Origin of the sequence: Sulfuritalea sp. (genome assembly GCF_031426875.1) — a bacterium.
In the GTDB taxonomy this organism is placed as follows: Bacteria; Pseudomonadota; Gammaproteobacteria; order Burkholderiales; family Rhodocyclaceae; genus Sulfuritalea.
In genome coordinates this window covers 1-20,116 of sequence record NZ_JASJPC010000022.1, presented here as the reverse complement: position 1 = coordinate 20,116, position 20,116 = coordinate 1, and the positions used below count along the sequence as shown (strand labels likewise).

Sequence of the window (20,116 nt, the reverse complement as noted above, 5' to 3'; positions counted from 1 at the left end):
GAAGCACCATGAGCTTGCTCTCCGCGCACAACGTGACAAAAACCTACCGCGTCGGCGACATCGACGTGCCGGCGATCAAGGGTGTCGATTTCGCCATCGAGCCGGCCTCTTTCGTGGCCTTCGTCGGCCCCTCGGGCAGCGGCAAGAGTACCTTGCTCAACATGATCGGCTGCCTCGACCATCCGACCAGCGGCACGCTGACGGTGCTCGACACCGACATCGCCACGCTTGATCGCCGTGCCGCCGCGCGCTTTCGCGGCGAGCACATCGGCTTCGTGTTCCAGGACTTCAACCTGATTCCGGTGCTGACCGTGTTCGAGAACGTCGAGTATCCCTTGCGCATGGTGCAGAAATGGCCGGCGGAGAAGCGCCGCGCCCAGGTGCTGCGCCTGCTCGACGCTGTCGGCATGAGCGATCAGGCCGACAAGCGTCCCGACCAGATCTCCGGCGGCCAGAAGCAGCGCGTCGCCGTGGCGCGCGCCCTGGTCAGCCAGCCCAAGCTGGTGCTGGCCGACGAGCCGACCGCCAACCTCGACCACGACACGGCCTACCGCATCCTCGAACTGATGAAGAAAATGCGCGACGAGTTCAGGACCACTTTCGTCTTTTCCACCCACGACCCGAAGATCATGGGCGAGGCCGAGGTGACCTTCACGCTCGAAGACGGCCGTCTGCAGGATGGAGGCAACCATGTTTAGCCCGACGACGGGCCGCCCCGAGTCGGGCGCAGCCAACAACCCGGAGCCGCCACAGGCGGCGAACATCCGTCACCCCCGCTCGGGCGGGGGCTGGGGGGTGGGGGCCTTCGACATTATCGGCATTGCCAGCCGCAACCTGCTGCGCTATCGCCGCCGCAGCCTGCTGACACTGCTGCTGATCGTCATCGGCATGGTCGCGGTGCTGCTCTTCATCGCCGTCGCCGGCTCCTTCAAGTCGATGATGGTCGGCCAGATCACCGATGCGGTGCTGGGCCACATCCAGGTGCACCGCAAGGGCTATGTCGCCTCGATCGACAACCTGCCGCTCAACCTCAACCTGAAGCCGCAGATGGTGGCCAAGGTGGAAGAGGCGCTGAAGGCCAATCCGGCGGTCGAGGCCTGGTCGCCGCGCGTCAAGTTCGGCGGCATGTTCAGCAACTTCGCCGAGACCACCAGCATCCGCGTGAACGGCATCGACCCGGCGCGCGAGGTGACCACCACGCCGCTCTTGCAGGGACGCATGATCGAGGGCGACAAGGCCGGCGCCCTGGTCGGCCGCGGCCAGATCGTGATTCCGGCGCTGCTGGCGCGCGGCATGAAAACCAAGGTGGGCGACACCGTGGTGCTGGTGGCGACCAACCGCGACGGCTCGGTGAATGGCAAGACTTTCGTCGTGCGCGGCGTCCTCGAAGGCGTCACCGGCCCCGGCGGGCGCGACGGCTACATCCATATCGACGACGCCCGCGATCTGCTGCGCATGACAGAGGCCGAGGTCAGCGAAATGGTGGTGCGGCTCAAGGATTTCTCGCGGCTGAACAAGATCGACGCGCAGCTCAAGCAGGCGCTCGGCGGCGTCGCCAACAAGGAGGGCAAGCCGGTGCTGGAAGTGCATACCTGGGCCGACCTCTCGCCCTTCGCCAACCTGGCGCGCATGATCGACCTGATGACCCTGTTCATCAAGATCGTGCTGGTCTCGATCGTGCTGGTCAGCGTCATGAACGTGATGATCATGGCCGTGTATGAGCGTATCCGCGAGATCGGCACCATCGCCGCGATCGGCACGCCGCCCTCGCGCATACTTGCGCTGTTCCTCGCCGAGGGCCTGATGCTGGGCATCGTCGGCACCGTGGCGGGCACCGCGGTGAGCCTCGCGACGATTTTCGGCATCAATCTGTGGCAGCCGACCTTCAACTTCGGCCAGCAGCAGAACCTGGTGATGGCGCCGAGCATTGCCGGCGGCGACGTCCTGACCATCGCCGCGATGGTGGTCGCCGTGGCCATACTCGCCAGCCTGCAACCGGCCTGGAAGGCCTCGCGCATGGACCCGATCAGCGCCCTGCGCCATGTTTGATTACCGGACAACGATCATGAAGAAGCTGCTGACTACGCTGCTGTGCCTGCTGGCTCTGGCGCCAGTTCCCGCCCTATCGGCCCCGGTGCTCGACGGTGCGGCGATCCTGCAAAAGGTGGACCGCAATCTCGAACCCGAGTCCTACGAGATGTTGCGCAAACTGATCAACATCGAACCCGACGGCAAGAAGAAGGAGTTCGTGTTGTATTCGGTGAAGAAGGGCCGCGACAAGATCGTCGCGCTCTTCCTCGCGCCGCAAAGCGACAAGGGCCGCGCCACGCTGCGCCTGGGCGACAACATGTGGCTCTACATTCCCGAAGTCGGCAAGCCGATGCGCATTACCAGCCTGCAGTCGGTGACCGGCGGCGTGTTCAACAATGCCGACATCCTGCGCATCGACTACACGGCCGAATACAAGGTGGAAGCCGCAGCCGAGGAAAAGGACCAGTACCTGCTGACGCTGAAGGCGAAGACCAACGAAGTCGCCTACGACAAGCTCAAGATGTGGGTGGACAGGAAGGCATTGCTGCCCGTCACCATCGAGTGCTACGCGGCCAGCGGCATGCTTATCAAGACCCTGCGTTTTGCGGACATCAAGGATTTCGGCGGCGGCATCAAGCGCCCGGCGACGATAGAAACCGACAGCCCGCTGTACAAGGACTACAAGTCGGTGATGCTCTATGCCAACATCAAGAAGCGCAGCTTCCCCGACGAGGTGTTCTCGCTCAACTATCTGCCGCGCGTCGAGGACTTGAGGAAATGAGACGCAAATGAAACGCGCGCTGGCCGCGTTCGCCTGCCTGCTGGCGGCCACGGCGTGGGCGGAGGATTTCAAGTTCGATGCCGCCGAATTCGACAAGCAGCCCTTCGAGTTCGGCGGCTATCTCGAACTCAAGGCTGATCGCTCCTGGCTCAAGCGCGACGGCAGCTTCTATAAACTGAACGGCCTGGCGCGCGACACGCTCGACCGCAACACCGCGACGCTCAAGCTCAACGCCAAATATACCCAGGGCATTGCCAGCCTGAAGCTCAGCGCCGCTGCCGAACAACGCCGCGACCAACTCATCAGCGAGGGCAGCGCGCGCTTCGACGAGGCCTATGTGTCGTTCAAGCCCGACCCCGGTTTCACGCTCGATATCGGCAAGCAGGCGCTGAAATGGGGCAAGGGCTACGCCTGGAATCCGGTCGGCTTCGTCGAACGCATGAAGGACCCGAACGACGTCGAGCTGGCGCGCGAGGGCTACACGATGCTGGCGGCGGATTTCATCCGCAACTTTGCGGACGATGGCGGCGAGCTCAAGACGATTGCTTTTACACCTGTTCTGCTGCCGGTCGGTGCGCAGACCAACCATGATTTCGGCCAGCCCAACCATCTCAATGTCGCGGCCAAGCTCTACCTGCTCTACCGCGACACCGACATCGACTTCACCTGGCTGGGCCAGGGCAGCCGCGGCTCGCGCTTCGGCATCGACTTCTCGCGCAACCTCAGCAGCGTGCTGGAAATCCACGGCGAATGGGCGCGCCTGCAGGACGTCGAACAACGCCGCATCGACGCGGCCGGCAAGGTCACGAGCGAAGTCCGCGATGCGACGAGTTATCTGCTCGGCCTGCGCTACCTGACGGAACGCGACACCACCTGGATCGCCGAGTACTACCGCAACGGCGGCGGCTACACCGAAAGCCAGCTCACGGATTTCCATCGGGTGGTGGACAGCGGCAACTCCGCGCTGCTGGCCAAGGCGCGGCAGATCAGCCCCGCCTACGGCCGGGCCAACGCCGGCGAGCGCTACCTCTATCTGCGGGCGAGCCAGAAGGAGCCCTTCGACATCGTCTATTTCACGCCCTCTATCACGCTGATCGGCAATCTCGACGACAGGAGTTATTCGCTGAGCCCCGAGTTGCTCTACAACGGCGTCACCAATCTCGACCTGCGCCTGCGCGCGACCTGGCTGCACGGCGGCGAGCACAGCGAGTTCGGCGAGAAGCAGAACGCCCGCAAGCTGGAGCTGATGGCGCGCTATTATTTCTGAATCGCCGCATCGCCAACGCCAACTCTTTACCGGAGATCCGCATGAGTGACACCCAGCAGTTCAGCTTCACCCTCGAACAGCAGGAAGACTTCGCCTTCCTGATCCGCTTCGACCAGGACATCCCGCCGCTCCTGAGCGACGAGCCGCCGCCCCTGGGCAAGGACGCCGGCCCCAATCCCTCGCGCCTGCTCGCCGCCAGCGTCGCCAACTGCCTCTCGGCCAGCCTGCTGTTCGCGCTGCGCAAGTTCAAGAACAATCCCGGCCCGATCACCACGGTGGTCACCGCGCACCTGGACCGCAACGAGGCCAAGCGCCTGCGCGTCGGCAGCGTCGATGTGATGATCCAGGTCGATGCGCCGGCAGACAGCCTCGAACATCTCGATCGCGTGCTCGACCAGTTCGAGGATTTCTGCGTCGTCACCCAGAGCGTCAGGAGCGGCTTCCCGGTGAACGTCAGCGTGCGCGACGCCGCCGGCAAGGTGCTCAAGGGCTAGCGCAGCGAGTGCGCAATGGTCGTTCCATTGAGGGCGGACAGTAGGGCGGACCGTAGGGCGGACTTCAGTCCGCCATCCACCTTGCGAAGCAGAGCACCAGGGCCCAACCGCCCGCCACCCGACCCACGCGCCAACGGGCTCACGGCTGGTGAGCGTATGACATCGGCCGCCGTGCCGCCAGCGCCAACTATCGTTGCTACGGCGGGTCGTCGGGCTGAATCCAAGTGTGACATGGACATATATCCGGAAAGGCAGTACATTTGCGAGGCCAAGATTACTGGACTGAGCCATGCCTCGCAACAAATGTGAAACCCTGTCCATCCGGACCACTGCCGAAATCAAGGACCTGATCCGCCAGGCCGCCGAGCGCGAGCACCGCTCCGTCGCCTCCATGCTGGAAGTGCTGGTTATGGCGCATGCCGGGCAGGCCGGCATCAAGGCCGGCGCCAAGTCCAAGAAGACCGGCAAGAAGTAGCCCATGAGCGTCCCGCACGGCCGCCCGAAGGGGCGCCAGCCATCATACGGAGCCGCGCCGCGGCGAACCATTGTCACCCCCCTCGCTTGGCGAGGGGGCTGGGGGGAGGGTAGTCCAGTGACCGCCTTGCAGAACATCTCCAAAATCGAAGACAGCCTCTGGGCGAGTATCTGATCTCGGGCGGGGCTAAGAAATGACTCTCGAAGACCAGCACACCGACCGCAAATCCCTGCGCACTATCACCGGCAAAACGGCCGATTGGGAAGCGCTGGCGAAGGACTGCGTGTGCTTCGCCAACGGCGCGGGCGGCCGCTTGCTGATCGGCATCGAGGACGGCGAGACCTTGCCGCCTGCCGGGCAGACGGTGCCGGCGGAATTGCTGGATCGGCTGCGCAAGCGCATCGGCGAACTGACGGTCAATGTCCAGGCGCTGCCGAGCTTGCGGCGCGCGGCCAGCGGCGGCGAGTTCATTGAGCTGGCGATAGATCGCTCGCCCAGCGTGGCGTCGACACGCGACGGGCGTTACTTTCTGCGGGTGGGCGATAGCTGCCAGCCAGTGTTGGGCGACGACGTGCTGCGTTTGGCCAACGAGCGGCCGGGGCGGCCATGGGAGGCGATGGACAGCAGCGTGCCACGCAGCGCGACAGACGCCGACAAGCTCGCGCATTTCGTTCAAGGTATCCGCGGCTCCGACCGGGTGAAAGATTCGGTGAAGGAGAAAGGCGCCGATGAGTTGCTGAGCCATTACGGTTTGGCGCTGGGTAATGCGCTGACGCGCCTGGGCGTGCTGCTGCTCGGCACTACGGCAGACCGGCGGGCGCTGGGCACGGCGCCGCTGGTGCAGGCGATCAAGTACGACGAGCCGGGGCAGAAGGTCAACAAGTGGGTCTGGGACGACTGCGCGCTGTCGCCGGTCGAACTGGTGGACGCGATCTGGCGCGAGGTGCCGGATTTCCGCGAGAGCTACGAGGTGGCCGAGGGCTTGTATCGGCGCAGCGTGCCGGCCTATGACGAGAAGGTGGTGCGCGAACTGCTGGTCAATGCGCTGGTGCATCGGCCCTATACGCAGCAGGGCGACATCTACCTCAACCTGCATCCCGAGCGCCTGGAGGTGGTGAACCCCGGCCGCCTGCCGCTGGGGGTGACGCCGCGCAACATCCTGCATGCCAGCCGGCGCCGCAACGAGGGGCTGGCGCGGGTGTTCCACGACTTGGGCCTGATGGAGCGCGAAGGCAGCGGCTTCGACCTGATCTACGACCGGCTGCTGTCGCAGGGCCGCCCGGCGCCGGTGCCGGAGGAGGGGGCGGATTGGGTCAAGGTGACGATCCAGCGGCGGATCGTCAAGCCCGAAGTCATGCGGCTGATGAGCGAGGCGGATGAACGTTTTCAATTGACCCAGCGCGAGCGGATTACGCTGGGTGTATTGGCGCAGAGCGAGGGCATGACGGCGCGCGAACTCGGCGCCCTGCTGGAAACCGAGGGCGCCGATGAGTTGGCGGTCTGGCTGGGGCGGCTGGTGTCCTTGAGCCTGGTTCAGAGCGCGGGGCGCACTCAAGGAACCCGTTATTTTGTTGATCCTGAGCTGTTGCGCGGTGCCGATCTGAAAGTACCGACGACTTTGCTGCGCATCGAGCCGCACCGCTTGATGGAGCTGGTGCGTGAGGACTTGCGGCGTTACCCGCGCTCGAAGATCGGCGAGATTCGCGGCCGCATCGGCCCGGAGTTGAAACGGGCGCAGTTGAAACGGGCGCTGACGGAGTTGGTCGCGTTGTCGGTGGTGGTCATGGAAGGCGAGCGGAACGGTGCGCGTTACCGTCTGGCGTCTGAAAAGTGATGCGATTTCATTTGGCTCAAATGCGCTCCAATCGACCAAGCCGATTTGGATTTTTGAGCCAAATGGCCGGGGCGTTTATCGATAGCAATTTGTTTTTGCAGCGTTTTCATATCGGACAAGGCTTGTTGAATGAGCCAAATCCGAGTCAATAGACGAGCCAATAGACCCGATGGCCTACACCGATATCAACAGCGAAGACCGTCTGGTTCAGGCGACTTTTGCCGAACATTTGGAGAAGGTGCTGGGCTGGGACAGCGTCTACGCCTGGAACCAGGAAAGCTTTGGGCCCATTGGTACAGATGCGGGTACGCTGGGGCGGGCCAGCGAGCGCGAGGTGGTGCTGGTGCGCGATCTGCGGGCGGCGCTCGAAAGGCTCAACCCGGCTTTGCCGGAGGTGGCGATCAACGACATTCGCGAGCTCGTGGCGAAGAAATTGGCGCTGTTCGATTTGCTCGGAAAGGCATCGCTGAGCGGCGCGGACCGCGAGAAGATCAAACAGCAAAGCGCGAGCGGCCTGTTCGCTGCGCCGCGCGAGGCCACGGAAGCCCCTTAGCGCCGTGCCGTCAGCGCCAACTTTCACATGAACCAGCCGCGCCCGGCCATCCCCCGCAGCATCTGGGCGCTCGGCTTCGTCAGCCTGCTGATGGATGTTTCCTCGGAGCTGATCCACAGCCTGCTGCCGGTGTTCATGTTCACCGCGCTGGGCATCTCGGCTTTCAGCATCGGCCTGATCGAAGGCGCGGCGGAAGCCACGGCGCTGATCGTCAAGGTCTTCTCCGGCATGCTGTCCGACTGGTGGGGCAGGAGGAAGCCGCTGGCCGTGCTCGGCTATGGGCTGGGCGCGCTGTCCAAGCCGCTGTTCGCGCTGGCCGGCGGCGCCGGGCTGGTGATCGCGGCGCGCCTGATCGACCGCGTCGGCAAGGGCATCCGCGGCGCGCCGCGCGATGCGCTGGTGGCGGACATCGCGCCGCCCGAAATCCGCGGCGCGGCTTTCGGCCTGCGCCAGTCGCTCGACACCGTCGGTGCCTTTCTGGGCCCGCTGCTGGCGATGGGCCTGATGCTGCTGTGGGCGAACGACTTTCGCGCGGTGTTCTGGGTGGCGGTGATCCCGGCTGTTCTTTCTGTCGCGCTGCTGCTGTTCGGCGTGCAGGAACCCGAGCGGAAAGCGCCTGGCCCGCGCGTGAATCCGATCCGGCGCGAGAATCTGCGCCGGCTGCCGGGCGCCTACTGGTGGGTGGTCGCGATCGGCGCGATGTTCACCCTGGCGCGATTTTCGGAAGCCTTCCTGGTCCTGCGCGCCGCCGAGGGCGGATTGCCGTTGGCATTGACGCCACTGGTGCTGATCGCGATGAACCTGGTCTATGCCGCCAGCGCCTATCCGCTGGGCCGGCTGGCGGATTCGACGAGCCACGCCAGGCTGCTGGCGGCGGGGCTGCTGGTGCTGATTGCGGCCGATGCGGCGCTGGCCTGGGACGGCCACTGGAGCGCGGTGTGGCTCGGCGTGCTGCTCTGGGGCCTGCACATGGGCATGACCCAGGGGCTGCTGGCGGCGATGATCGCCGACACCGCGCCGGTCGACTTGCGCGGCACGGCCTTCGGCTTCTTCAACCTGGCCAGCGGCATCAGTATGCTGTTCGCCAGCGCGCTGGCCGGCCTGCTCTGGGACAGCCTCGGCGCGGCCTATACCTTCATCGGCGGCGGACTGTTCGGCGCGGCGGCGCTGGGCGCCATCCTCCTGCGCGGCGCGCGGTCGGATACTGCGTAAAATGGGCAGGGATAAATCCATGTCTTGGGACCCGTAGTCCGGTAGCATCGACTTCACTCCGGCGACGGTGTCCGCAAGCCGCAATGCTTCGGCAGCCGCGGTAAAAAATACATCCCCGGCCAGGACTGGGGAGCAGGGAAGGGCAGGCATTGAGCGCAATGCGCTGTAGTCGACATTCGGCCGTGTGCGGCGTCGTGTCCGGCCGTTCGCGGCGCACGGCGAGCGGCGCCGTGGGCGGGGCTGGGGGGAGGGTAGTCCAGTGAGCATCCGCTGGACCGGCCTGCAGCATGTTCGCATCGGCACCCGTATCGGACTGGCCCTGGCCCTGCCCATCCTCGGGGTGCTGATCCTGTCGGTCTGGATACTCACGGTGTATTTCCGTACCGCCAATGACATGCGGGATTTGCGCAGCATCGCGGAACTGGCGCCGAAGCTGGGCGACCTGGTGCACGCCATACAGAAGGAACGCGGCATCGGCGCCAGCACGATCGGCGCCGCGGGCGCCGATCTGAAGGCGGTGCTGCCGGCGCGGCAGGCCGAGACGAACGAAAAGCGCGCGGCACTCGCCGCCGCCCTGATGTATTCCGATGCGTCGCGTTTCGGCGCGCCGCTGGCCGCGCGCATTGCCGATGCGATGCGCACGATCGACCAGGTCGAAACCTGGCGCCGCGCGCTGGCCGAGCGCCGCATGGCGGCCTCCGAGCTGGCCCGGCTGTATGGCGACGCGGTGATCCGCCTGATCGGCATCGTCGAGGAAATCCTGGTGCTCAGCACGCAGGCGGACCTGACGCGTTCGATCTATGCCTACCTGCAACTGCTGCAGGCCAAGGAAAGTGCCGGGCTGGAACGGGCGATCGGCGCCGCCGGGCTGGCGGCCGGCCAGTTCGATATTGCCAGCCAGACGCGCCTGACCGAACTGATCGATCGCCAGCGCCTGTATCTCGACCAGTTCCGCTTCTACGCCACGCCAGGTCAGATCGCGCTGCTCGACCATTCGCTCGAAGGCATCGGCGCCATGGGCCTCGGGCGCATGCGGCTGATCATCGGCCACAGCGGCAACCAGCGCCTGGGCGGTGAAATCCGCGTCGCGGACTGGCTGGACACGGCCACGCGGCGCATCGATCAGATGAAACTGGTCGAGGACAGCCTGGTCGCCGACCTGATTGCGCAGGCCAGGCGCGCCGAGGAGAAAGCCTGGCGCACCGCGAGGCTGCTGACCCTGCTCGCCGCGGTCCTGCTGGTCCTGGCCGCCGCGGTCGCCACGGCCCTGGCGCGCGGCATCGTCCGGCCCTTGGTGAGGATGAGCGGAGCCATGACCAAGCTCGCGGCGCGCGACGAAACCGTCGAAATCACGGCCAGGGAAGGCCGGCGCGGTGACGAAATCGGCGACATGGCGCGCGCCATGATCGTGTTTCGCGAAAACCTGGTGCGTGTGGCCAAGGCCGAGGAGCGGCTGAAGAACGAGGCCATCCTGCGCCTGCACCACCAGGCGCTGGCCTCGATCTCGCAGGGCGTCATCATCACCGACGCCGACCGCCGCATCACCTACGCCAACGCGGCCTTCCAGCGCATCACGGGTTATTCGGAGGCCGAGATACTCGGCCTCACCCCGGCCTTCCTGCACAACCTGAAAGCCGATGAGGACATTCTCGGCCAACTGGCCACCGCGCTCGCGGCCGGCAGTTGCTTCACCGGCCACCTGATGAACTTCAGGAAGGACGGCACGCCGTTCTGGAGCGATCTCTCGGTGACCCCGGTGGTGGATAAGGAGGGCCGCACCACGCACTTCGTCGGCATCACCCGCGACATCACGGAAAGCCGCCAGATGCAGCAGGAGTTGAGGATCGCGGCGACCGCCTTCGAGTCGCTGCACGGCATCATCGTCACCGACGCCAACGGCATCATCCTGAGGGTCAACCAGGCCTTCACCGAGCTGACCGGCTACAGCGCCGAGGAGGTGGTGGGCCATACGCCTTCCATGCTCAAGTCGGGCCGCCACGAAGCCGAGTTCTACGCCGACATGTGGCGCCAGCTGAAGGCCACCGGCGCCTGGTTCGGCGAGATCTGGGACAGGCGCAAGAACGGCGAGGTCTTTCCCAAGTGGCAGACCATCTCCGCCGTGCGGGGCCTCGACGGCCAGATCAGCCATTATGTCGCGGCCTTCTCCGACATCAGCGAGAGCAAGGCGGCGGAAGACGAAATCCGCAACCTGGCTTTCTTCGATCCGCTGACCCGGTTGCCCAACCGCCGGCTGCTGCTCGACCGCCTGCAGCATGCGCTGGCGACCAGCGCGCGCAACCGGCGCCGCGGCGTGCTGCTGTTCATCGATCTGGACAATTTCAAGCACCTCAACGACAGCCTCGGCCATGACAAGGGCGACCTGTTGCTGCAGCAGGTGGCGGCGCGCCTTTCCGAATGCGTCAGGGAAGGCGACACCGTGGCGCGCCTCGGCGGCGACGAATTCGTGCTGATGCTGGAAGACCTCAGCGAAAGCGCCGCCGAAGCGGCGACCCAGGCCGAGATCGTCGGCGAAAAAATCGTCGAGGCGCTCAACCGGCCCTATCTGCTCGGCGCCCGCGAATATCACTGCACGCCGAGCATCGGCCTGACGCTCTACTCCGGTCATGATGCGAGCATCGACGAGCTGTTGCAGCAGGCCGACCTGGCGATGTACCGGGCCAAGGCCGCGGGGCGCAACACGCTGCGCTTTTTCGAGCCGGACATGCAGGTCGCGGTCACCGCGCGCTCGACGCTGGAGGCGGATTTGCGCAGGGGTTTGCAGGATCACCAGTTCCTGCTTTTCTATCAGCCCCAGGTCGGCGATCAGGGCCAGCTGACCGGCGTCGAGGCCCTGGTGCGCTGGAACCATCCGCAGCACGGCATGATCGCTCCGAACGAATTCATTCCGCTGGCCGAGGAAACCGGGCTGATCCTGCCGCTCGGACTATGGGTGCTCGAAACCGCCTGCGCCCACCTCGCGGCCTGGCGCCACGACCCGGCGCGCGAGCACCTGACCATGGCCGTCAATGTCAGCGCCCGCCAGTTTCGCCATCAGGGCTTCGTCGATCAGGCGCTGGCGATACTCGTCCAGTCCGGCGCCAACCCCGACCGGCTGAAACTGGAATTGACCGAGAGCCTGTTCCTCGACGACGTCGAGGACACCATCGTCAAGATGAGCACCCTCAAGGAGGCGGGCGTGCGCTTCTCGCTCGACGATTTCGGCACCGGCTATTCCTCGCTGGCCTATCTGAAGCGCCTGCCGCTGGACCAGCTGAAGATCGACCGCTCCTTCATCCGCGATGTGCTGTCCGACGTCAACGATGCCGCGATCGCCCGCACCATCGTCACGCTGGCCCACAGCATGGGCCTGACGGTGATCGCCGAAGGGGTGGAGACCGAAGCCCAGCGCGAATTCCTGACCAGCAACCACTGCCACGCCTTTCAGGGCTTCCTGTTCGGCGAGGCCGTGCCGCCCGACGAGATCCCGTATTCCTGAAGCGCGCCGGATGCCGTCAAGTCACACGACTGCCCGGTGATGCTGATCGAACGGCAAGCGATCTGGATCGGCGAACCCTACGAAGTCATGGCCGACGAGCTCGCCGGTCACGTCCGGCTCATGAAGAAGGCACCGACTGCATACGCGTCGCTTTCGCCTGGGTGACGCCGGGCAAGGGCTGATTCGCGCCGGAAAGCGCGGCGGACGGTCGCCGGATTCGATCGGCGACCTGACATTTCTGACAGTTACAAATTGCATGCAAACACGCTAGTCTTGCCACCTGTCATGTGATCAGGATGCGCCGTGTGCTTGTCATGAAGTATTGCCGATTGCCATTTTCCCTCGCGCCAGTCGCTGGCCACTTGAATTCGCCCATGGCCGTGAATGAGTGACGCTTCGCTGACCCTCGTATCGGATGTGGCTGACGCCCGATCTCCATCCGCCTCGCCGCCCGGCCCCGACACCGGCCTGATCGGCCTCGTCATGCTCGCCCGCTTCCACAACATCGCCGCCGATGCCGATCAACTGGCGCACGACTTCCGTGAGCCGGGGTGTGACTTCGGTGTACCTCAGATTCTGCTTGCTGCCAAACAGCTCGGCCTCAAGGCGCGCCGAGTGCGCACCGAGCTTTCACGTCTGCCGCAAACTCCTCTGCCCGCACTGGCTGCCGATGCCGAAGGCCGTTTTTTCATCCTTGCCCGTGTCGATAACGATCAGGTGCTGATCCAGGATCCCCGCGTCGAGCGCCCACAAGTTCTGTCCGCCGCCGAATTCTCTGCACGCTGGAACGGCGAACTGATCCTGTTCACCTCGCGCGCCTCGCTCGCCGGCGAACTGGCGAAATTCGACTTCACCTGGTTCATCCCTGCCGTCGTCAAGTACCGCAAGATGCTCGGCGAAGTGCTGTTGGTTTCCTTCGTCCTGCAACTCTTCGCGCTGGTCACGCCTTTGTTCTTCCAGGTGGTGATGGACAAGGTGCTGGTCCATCGCGGCATGACCACGCTCGACGTCATCGCCGTCGGCCTGCTGGTCGTCATGCTGTTCGAGGTGGTGCTCTCGGGCATCCGCAGCTACGTCTTTGCCCACACCACCAGTCGCATCGACGTCGAACTCGGCGCACGCCTGTTCCGCCATCTGCTCAACCTGCCGCTGGCCTACTTCCAGGCGCGGCGCGTCGGCGACACCGTGGCCCGCGTGCGCGAACTGGAGAACATCCGCCAGTTCCTCACCGGCAACGCGATTACCTTGGTGCTCGACCTGCTGTTCTCGGTGGTCTTCATCGGCGTGATGCTGGTCTATAGCGGCTGGCTGACGCTGGTCGTGGTGCTCTCGCTGCCCTGCTACGTAATCCTTTCCGTCGGCATCACGCCGCTCTTGCGCGCCCGCTTGCACGAGAAGTTCAACCGTGGCGCCGAGAACCAGGCCTTCCTGGTCGAAACCATAAACGGTATCGACACCGTCAAGGCCATGGCGGTCGAACCGCAAATGACCCGCCGCTGGGACAACCAGGTCGCCGCCTATGTCGCGGCGAGCTTTCGCACGGCGACCCTGGGCACCTTGGCGCATGAAGGCGTCTCGCTGATCGGCAAGCTGGTGACCCTGGTCACCATGTGGCTCGGCGCCCGCCTGGTGGTGGAAGGCAGCCTCAGTGTGGGGCAGCTCATCGCCTTCAACATGCTCGCCGGCCGCGTCGCCGCGCCGGTCATGCGTCTCGCGCAACTTTGGACCGATTTCCAGCAGACCGGCATCTCGGTGCAGCGCCTGGGCGACATCCTGAACACCCGCACCGAACTGGCCAAGTCAGGCGGGCAGGGCGGCCGTAGTGGGACGACGCTGCCATCCCTGGCCGGCAGGATCGAGTTCGACGAAGTCGTGTTCCGCTACCGCCCCGACGGCCCGGAAGTGCTGCGCGGCATCGACCTCGCCATTGCGCCCGGCGAAGTCATCGGCATCGTCGGCCGTTCCGGCTCCGGCAAAAGCACCCTGGCCAAACTGGCGCAGCGGCTCTACTTGCCCGAACGCGGCCGCGTGCTGGTGGATGGCATCGATCTGGCGATGGCCGACAGTTCCAGCCTGCGGCGCCAGATCGGCGTCGTGCTGCAGGAGAACATGCTGTTCAACCGCAGCATCCGCGACAACATCGCGCTGGCCGACCCAGGCCTGCCGATCGAAGCCGTGATGGCGGCGGCGAAGCTGGCCGGCGCGCACGAATTCATCCTGGAACTGACCGAAGGCTACGACACCCTGGTCGGCGAACACGGCTCCACGCTCTCCGGCGGCCAGCGCCAGAGGATCGCCATCGCCCGCGCGCTGATCGGCAACCCGCGCATCCTGATCTTCGACGAAGCCACCAGCGCACTCGATTACGAGTCCGAACGCATCATCCAGAACAACATGAAGGCGATCTGCCATGGTCGCACCGTGCTGATCATCGCGCACCGGCTTTCCGCGGTGAGGGACGCCAACCGTATCGTTGTCCTCGATCGCGGCCAGATCGTCGAGCAGGGCAGTCATGCCGAACTGCTGCGGCATGAAGCCGGGCACTACTCGCGGCTGCATCGGATGCAGCAAGGGTGACGGACATGCCAATCTGCGCCAAGCTCAACTTCGCCCGTCATTCCGGCGAACGCCGGAATCCAGAAGGTTTCAGGGGAGATCGCTGGATTCCGGCGTTCGCCGGAATGACGGGATTTCGGCACTTCGCCTGCGCGGCCGCGCTAAGAAACCGACACCTCGATATGACGTCCCAGCGCCCTCGCCGCCGCTTCGATCTGATCGAGGCGCGAGGCATGGCGCAGATCGAACAGCCGGTCCACCTGCGGCATGTGCCAGCCCAGCCGGCGAGCCAACTCGGCCTTGCGCACGCCTTGTTCCATCATCGCCTGATAGACACCGAGCTTCGCGCATTCCAGCGCGGACGGCCGCACCGTCTTTTGCCCGCGCTTGGGCTTGCTCGGCACCGGCAACGGCTTGCGGCCATCCACATAGAACGACAGCGCGGATTCAAGCGCGTCGACCGCATACATCAGGGCCTCGTCGGTATCGGCACCAAAGGTAATGGCCTCCGGCACATCAGGAAAGGTCACCAGTATCGTGCCATCGTCGGGCGTCAGGATAACGGGGTAGTCAAACATGATCTGTCCTCACTTCAAGCCAAGCTGGCGTTTGATGGCGGCCTCCAGGCCCCTGCCGAGTTCCGCCGTACCGTGCATGGGCAGGATGGTTTGCCGCCCATTCAGAAAAACCTTCAGATGAGAGCCCTTGGCCGGCAGGAACGTGGCGCCTTGTTGCTCCAGCCATTTCTTCATCTGCTTGGAATTCATGGGGGTAATAATAAACACATGTGTTGTGTTTATCAAGCGCCGTTGCGGCCTCCGATGCTCGTCGGGGGCTGGCTATCCCTCTCCCTCCGTCCCCGGATCGAGTCCAGGGCAGGCTATTCCGGCGAACGCCGGAATGACTGTGTCGTCATTCCGGGCTTGACCCGGAATCCAGCGGGTTCTCCTGCGCGCGTTCTGGATTCCAGCTTCCGCTGGAATGACAGAACGTCAAACGATATCCCCATACAAATCACGCCACGCAGGATTTGCGGACTCGATCAGGTCGAGCTTCCATGCCCGACGCCAGCCCTTGATCGTCTTCTCGCACGTAATCGCGGATTCCATCGCCTCGTGCGCCTCGAACCAGACCAGCGTATGAACCCCGTACTTCTTCGTGAACCCTTCCGCCAGATTGTTCTTGTGCTGCCAAATTCGTTGCACAAGGTTGGACGTCACGCCGACGTAGAGCGTGCCGTTCCTTTGGCTGGCAAGGATATAGACGCAGGGCTGCTTCATGCACGCAGGGTACTGGATTCCGGCCTCCGCCGGAATAGCCTGCCCCGGACTCGATTCGGGGACGAACCTACGCGCCCCGTCATTCCGGGCTTGACCCGGAATCCAGTGCGTCCGTCCAATGACATCACGGCCAACCAAACCGAAAGCCTGGATTCCGGCATTCGCCGAAATAGCCTGCCCCGGACTCGATCCGGGGACGGGCGAGGGCGCCAGCAATGACCCAGACCCTCACCCTCCACCTGCAAGCCACTCTCGATCTCCTCAAGCGCTACGCCACGATCTTCAACCACGTCTGGAAAATCCGCAAAGAACTCGACCCGCCGCCGCGCCTGCCTCACGAAGCGCAATTCCTCCCCGCCGCCCTCGAGCTGCAGGAAACCCCGGTCTCCCCCGCGCCGCGCATCGTCGCCTGGCTGCTGATGGCCTTCGCCTTGCTCGCCGTACTGTGGGCCATCTTCGGCCGCATCGACGTAGTCGCCACGGCGCAGGGCAAAATCGTGCCCAACGAAGGCAGCAAGCTGATCCAGCCGATCGAGACCGCCGCCGTCAAGGCCATCCATGTGGTCGATGGTCAAGCCGTCAAGGCCGGGCAAGTGCTGGTCGAACTCGATGCCACGATGGCTCAGGCCGACAGCACACGCACCGCCAACGACCTGACCACGGCCAGGTTGCAAGCCGCCCGCGCCAAGGGTTTGCTGGCGGCGCTTACCTCGGGCAATGCGCCGCGCATCGAAACTCCATCCGGCATCGGCGTCGAGCGCCTCGCGCAGGAGCAGCGCATCCTCGATGGCCAGTACGGCGAATACCAGGCCAGGGTCGCGCGCATCGATGCCGAAATCGCCAAGCGCGAAGCCGAGCGACGCTCGACCCAGGAAATCGTCAAGAAGCTTGAACAAACGGCGCCCATCGCCCGCCAGCGCGCCGAGGACTTCATGGACCTGGTGGCGAAGAACTTCATCTCCAAACACGGCTACCTGGAAAAGGAACAGGCCCGCATCGAGCAGGAAGCCGACCTCGAAACCCAGAAGAGCCGCCTCAAGGAACTCGCCGCCGCCATCGACGAAGCCAAAGGCCAGCGCAGCTCGGCCGTAGCCGAGACCCGCCGCCTGGCACTCGATACCCTCAACGAAGCCGAGCAGAAAGCCACCGGCTACGGCCAGGAACTGGTCAAGTCCGACAATCGCGGCCGGCTGATGACGCTGACCGCGCCAGTCGATGGCACCGTACAGCAACTCGCCGTGCGCACCGTCGGCGGCGTGGTTACCCCGGCGCAGGCGCTGATGGTCATCGTGCCGAAGGACGACGCGCTCGAAGTCGAAGCCTTCCTGGAAAACAAGGACATCGGCTTCGTCGATGCCGGGCAGATGGTCGAAGTCAAGATCGAGACCTTCCCCTTCACCAAGTACGGCACGATCCCCGCCAGTCTCACCCACGTCTCGCACGACGCCATCAACGACGAAAAGCGCGGCCTGATCTACTCGACCCGTGCGAGGTTGCAGCGCGCCACCGTGCAGGTGGAAGACAAGACAGTCAATCTCTCGGCCGGCATGGCCGTGACCGTGGAAATCAAGACCGGCAAGCGGCGGGTGATCGAGTATTTCCTGAGTCCGCTGCTGCAGTATGGAAGCGAGAGTTTGCGGGAGCGATGAGGGGATGAATCAAATGAACAAGGGGAAAGCGGACATGCGACGGATGACGGAATTGAAAAGTCGGCGCTGGCGATACGGCGATGGATTGCGCGAGCGAATGACTGCGTGGCCTGGTACCACTCAACACATATTTGCACGGTACAGTCCCCGACAAGGGAATTCAAAATTAGTCGAAGGAGTTATGCGATGAGCTTTGTAAATGAGGAAATTTCGGAAGCCGATCACGCCAAATATATTGGCGATTCTTTGAACATATATTTCCCCAATCCCGCCGCCCCAGGCAGCACGCGATTCCAGAAATGGGCCATCGATCGGGAGCGCAACGTGTTTCTGGTCTTTCTTAGCGGTGGCGCGGGGCCGTTTCCGGAACGCTATGCGCTGGTCTGGAACGGCGAAATCGTTGTCCTGGAAGGCTCATCACGACGCAGGCGGGATGAACGCATTCCAACCGCCCTGGCGGTCGATTATCGGGTGCATGGGATCTACCTTACGCCCGCGCTGATGAACCGCCGGGAAGAACTGCTGACCATGGTCCGCGAAGCGCTCGATGCCTACGGCAATTTGGGTCGGCGCACCAACGTCGAAACCGTCACCGTGGCCATTGAACCGAACTGCTGGCACAAACCCAACCCCGGTCCCGAACTTAGCTGGTCGAAGGAGAAGTAAAACATGGCCTGCAGCGCGCAAGACATCCTCGATTTTCTCCTGGCCAACGACAACCGGGGAAATACGCTTTCCACTGCTCAGGTGGCGCAACTCGAAAGCGATTTTCGTGTTCGACTGGCACAGGTTTCAGTGAGTGTTCCCGGCCAGGCGCCGGATGCGATCACCCTCTTGTACAACGGCGACTTGAGTGGCGATATCAAAAGCTACCAGCTTGCGGAAGCCATAGGCCGAGACAGCGGCGGCAAGGTGATTACGCTCGGCCAAACCGAGTCGGGGAAGTTGCTTATCGACAACGCTGGTACTTTCCGCGATCACCTGATCAATTACCTGGGCGGCGATACGCCCGAGGCTGGTATCGCCTTCGACAATTTGATCAAAGGCACCGACGCGTCCGGGACCAAGGTTCCCGGCGGTAGCGTTTTTGATGTCGCTTCCGCACATATGGTCGAGCAAGCGCCAGGCGAGTTTCGCGCGATTGCGCCCTTCCCCAGAGAGGGGGTCTATACCGAGACGGAGATTGCCCGCTACCTGGAATCCAGCTCCAGCGCGAAGCTGGAGGGTATAGACAAGGTCGTTTATCAAACGATCTACGACGACGCCAGGATCAGAACCGGAAGCGACGCGGCCGCGCGTTTCGAGGTGGCAAAGGCCGCCTCCTACATGGCATGGCAAAACACGATGGAACTGGTCGCCGCCGCCAATCCCGACGGAACGCTCAGCACGGGCGCCGGCGGATACGCGACGAAGGTTGAGACCGGAAAATTCTTCGTGGAAAACCCTGCGCTTGCGCAATCCTTGCCCGAGGGGGCAACGAGATTGTCGATCTCGGATGAGATGGGCAAGCTGATGACCGATCCTCAATGGAGCGCCTTGGCGGAAGGCGAGGCGACGCTGAGAAATGCTCTGAAGTCGATCGAATCGGCCCGTCCTTCATTGCCACCGGCATCGGTGGATATCTTCAATTCTGCGGCAACCAAGTTAGGCCTGGTCCTCGGCGTTGCTTCGATACTCGTCGCCAACCACGATGCAAAGGCGGCCGAAAGAGAGGGTAATTACGAAAAGGCCGCCGCGATCTGGAGGGACTGGGGCGTTGGCATGGCCGGCGGAATCGTCGTTGGCGAATTGTTCGCCGGCGCAATGATCGCCATGGCCGGTGCTCCGGTGACACTGGGCGGGTCCGCGCTGTTCTTCGTCGCATCAGCCGCCATCGGCGTGCTGGGTGGAGAAGCTGCTCTAGGCCTGATGCACAGTGCAAGCAATGGGCCGACTTCGGGCGGAGGTGGCTCGGGTGGTGGATCAGGCGCTGACGCGGCAGCGATTCCGGAGATAGTCAATATCAATGCAGGCAGAGATACTTTGGTCATCTCGCGCGGAGGCGGTGGGGAGTCTGCAAGTCTCAACGCCTCGCAAGATCGCCCCCTGATGATGTCCGGTACGGCGCCAGACGGCACGAAATACCAAGTAACGGGAAACCGAAACGCATACGAACTTGAACTGCAATCAGCCACCGGTGAATATCTCGGTGGTAGCCGTACCTTAGTCAGAGAGGATGGTGCGCGGTTCGTCCAAATAATTGGTCCTGACGGCAACCCAACCAACGAGTATCTCGGTTACACGGTTAAGCAAGGCGATACGCTTTCAGGCATCGCGAGCCGATATGGCGTCAGCCTTGCAAGTGTTGTCGATGCTAATTCGCAAATCGCGAATCCCGATTTGATCTATCCGGGACAGACCGTTGAGGTTCCAGTGCCGATGGGCGAAGGCCTTCCAGTCGACAACACCCACCTCGACCTGCAAACCAGCCTCGACCCCTTCGGCAATC

The 20,116-nt window shown here is 63.8% G+C and carries 18 protein-coding genes; 15 read left to right on the top strand and 3 right to left on the bottom strand.

Annotation, left to right across the window (positions count from 1 at the left end; all coding sequences use genetic code 11):
• Positions 1–8 precede the first annotated feature (8 nt).
• The 12 genes from RMO95_RS10820 (at position 9) to RMO95_RS10765 (ending at position 14,720) form a co-directional block, all read left to right on the top strand.
• A complete protein-coding gene (locus RMO95_RS10820; protein WP_310450640.1) occupies positions 9–698 on the top strand; it encodes an ABC transporter ATP-binding protein in 690 nt (229 codons plus the stop codon).
• A complete protein-coding gene (locus tag RMO95_RS10815) occupies positions 691–2,049 on the top strand; it encodes an ABC transporter permease (RefSeq protein ID WP_310450639.1) in 1,359 nt (452 codons plus the stop codon). The genes RMO95_RS10820 and RMO95_RS10815 overlap by 8 nt, the downstream gene beginning before the upstream one ends.
• Before the next feature lie 16 nt (positions 2,050–2,065).
• Positions 2,066–2,812: an outer membrane lipoprotein-sorting protein gene (locus tag RMO95_RS10810; RefSeq protein ID WP_310450638.1), complete on the top strand. Its 747-nt coding sequence runs from the start codon at positions 2,066–2,068 to the stop codon at positions 2,810–2,812.
• A 7-nt stretch (positions 2,813–2,819) separates the two neighbouring features.
• Positions 2,820–4,079 (top strand): hypothetical protein, encoded by a 1,260-nt coding sequence (locus RMO95_RS10805; protein ID WP_310450637.1) that lies wholly within the window; start codon positions 2,820–2,822, stop codon positions 4,077–4,079.
• Between the two features lie 41 nt (positions 4,080–4,120).
• Complete coding sequence (locus RMO95_RS10800) at positions 4,121–4,573, top strand: OsmC family protein (RefSeq protein WP_310450636.1); 453 nt, start codon at positions 4,121–4,123, stop codon at positions 4,571–4,573.
• A 289-nt stretch (positions 4,574–4,862) separates the two neighbouring features.
• Entirely contained in the window at positions 4,863–5,048 is a 186-nt protein-coding gene (locus RMO95_RS10795) for a DUF1778 domain-containing protein (protein ID WP_310450635.1), read from the top strand.
• Positions 5,049–5,241: 193 nt separating this feature from the next.
• Positions 5,242–6,882 (top strand): ATP-binding protein, encoded by a 1,641-nt coding sequence (locus RMO95_RS10790; protein ID WP_310450634.1) that lies wholly within the window; start codon positions 5,242–5,244, stop codon positions 6,880–6,882.
• A gap of 169 nt (positions 6,883–7,051) precedes the next feature.
• Positions 7,052–7,435 (top strand): hypothetical protein, encoded by a 384-nt coding sequence (locus tag RMO95_RS10785; RefSeq protein ID WP_310450633.1) that lies wholly within the window; start codon positions 7,052–7,054, stop codon positions 7,433–7,435.
• A gap of 27 nt (positions 7,436–7,462) precedes the next feature.
• A complete protein-coding gene (locus RMO95_RS10780; protein ID WP_310450632.1) occupies positions 7,463–8,647 on the top strand; it encodes an MFS transporter in 1,185 nt (394 codons plus the stop codon).
• A gap of 259 nt (positions 8,648–8,906) precedes the next feature.
• Positions 8,907–12,143 (top strand): EAL domain-containing protein, encoded by a 3,237-nt coding sequence (locus tag RMO95_RS10775; protein ID WP_310450631.1) that lies wholly within the window; start codon positions 8,907–8,909, stop codon positions 12,141–12,143.
• A 36-nt stretch (positions 12,144–12,179) separates the two neighbouring features.
• Positions 12,180–12,308 (top strand): hypothetical protein, encoded by a 129-nt coding sequence (locus RMO95_RS10770; protein ID WP_310450630.1) that lies wholly within the window; start codon positions 12,180–12,182, stop codon positions 12,306–12,308.
• Positions 12,309–12,527: 219 nt separating this feature from the next.
• Positions 12,528–14,720 (top strand): type I secretion system permease/ATPase, encoded by a 2,193-nt coding sequence (locus RMO95_RS10765; RefSeq protein WP_310450629.1) that lies wholly within the window; start codon positions 12,528–12,530, stop codon positions 14,718–14,720.
• Positions 14,721–14,860: 140 nt separating this feature from the next.
• Here the strand turns inward: RMO95_RS10765 and RMO95_RS10760 are convergent, their stop codons facing one another.
• From RMO95_RS10760 to RMO95_RS10750, 3 genes are all read right to left on the bottom strand, one after another.
• Positions 14,861–15,277, bottom strand: a complete 417-nt coding sequence (locus tag RMO95_RS10760; RefSeq protein ID WP_310450628.1) for a type II toxin-antitoxin system HicB family antitoxin — start codon at positions 15,275–15,277, stop codon at positions 14,861–14,863.
• A 9-nt stretch (positions 15,278–15,286) separates the two neighbouring features.
• On the bottom strand, positions 15,287–15,466 hold the full coding sequence (locus RMO95_RS10755) for a type II toxin-antitoxin system HicA family toxin (protein ID WP_310450627.1): 180 nt from the start codon (positions 15,464–15,466) through the stop codon (positions 15,287–15,289).
• 225 nt (positions 15,467–15,691) lie between these two features.
• Positions 15,692–15,979: a GIY-YIG nuclease family protein gene (locus tag RMO95_RS10750; protein ID WP_310450626.1), complete on the bottom strand. Its 288-nt coding sequence runs from the start codon at positions 15,977–15,979 to the stop codon at positions 15,692–15,694.
• A gap of 215 nt (positions 15,980–16,194) precedes the next feature.
• Between RMO95_RS10750 and RMO95_RS10745 the strand changes: the two genes are divergently transcribed.
• The 3 genes from RMO95_RS10745 to RMO95_RS10735 form a co-directional block, all read left to right on the top strand.
• Positions 16,195–17,628, top strand: a complete 1,434-nt coding sequence (locus RMO95_RS10745; protein WP_310450625.1) for an HlyD family type I secretion periplasmic adaptor subunit — start codon at positions 16,195–16,197, stop codon at positions 17,626–17,628.
• 186 nt (positions 17,629–17,814) lie between these two features.
• Positions 17,815–18,294 (top strand): hypothetical protein, encoded by a 480-nt coding sequence (locus RMO95_RS10740; RefSeq protein ID WP_310450624.1) that lies wholly within the window; start codon positions 17,815–17,817, stop codon positions 18,292–18,294.
• A gap of 3 nt (positions 18,295–18,297) precedes the next feature.
• On the top strand, positions 18,298–20,116 hold a 1,819-nt coding region (locus RMO95_RS10735), incomplete at its 3' end, for a LysM peptidoglycan-binding domain-containing protein (RefSeq protein WP_310450623.1).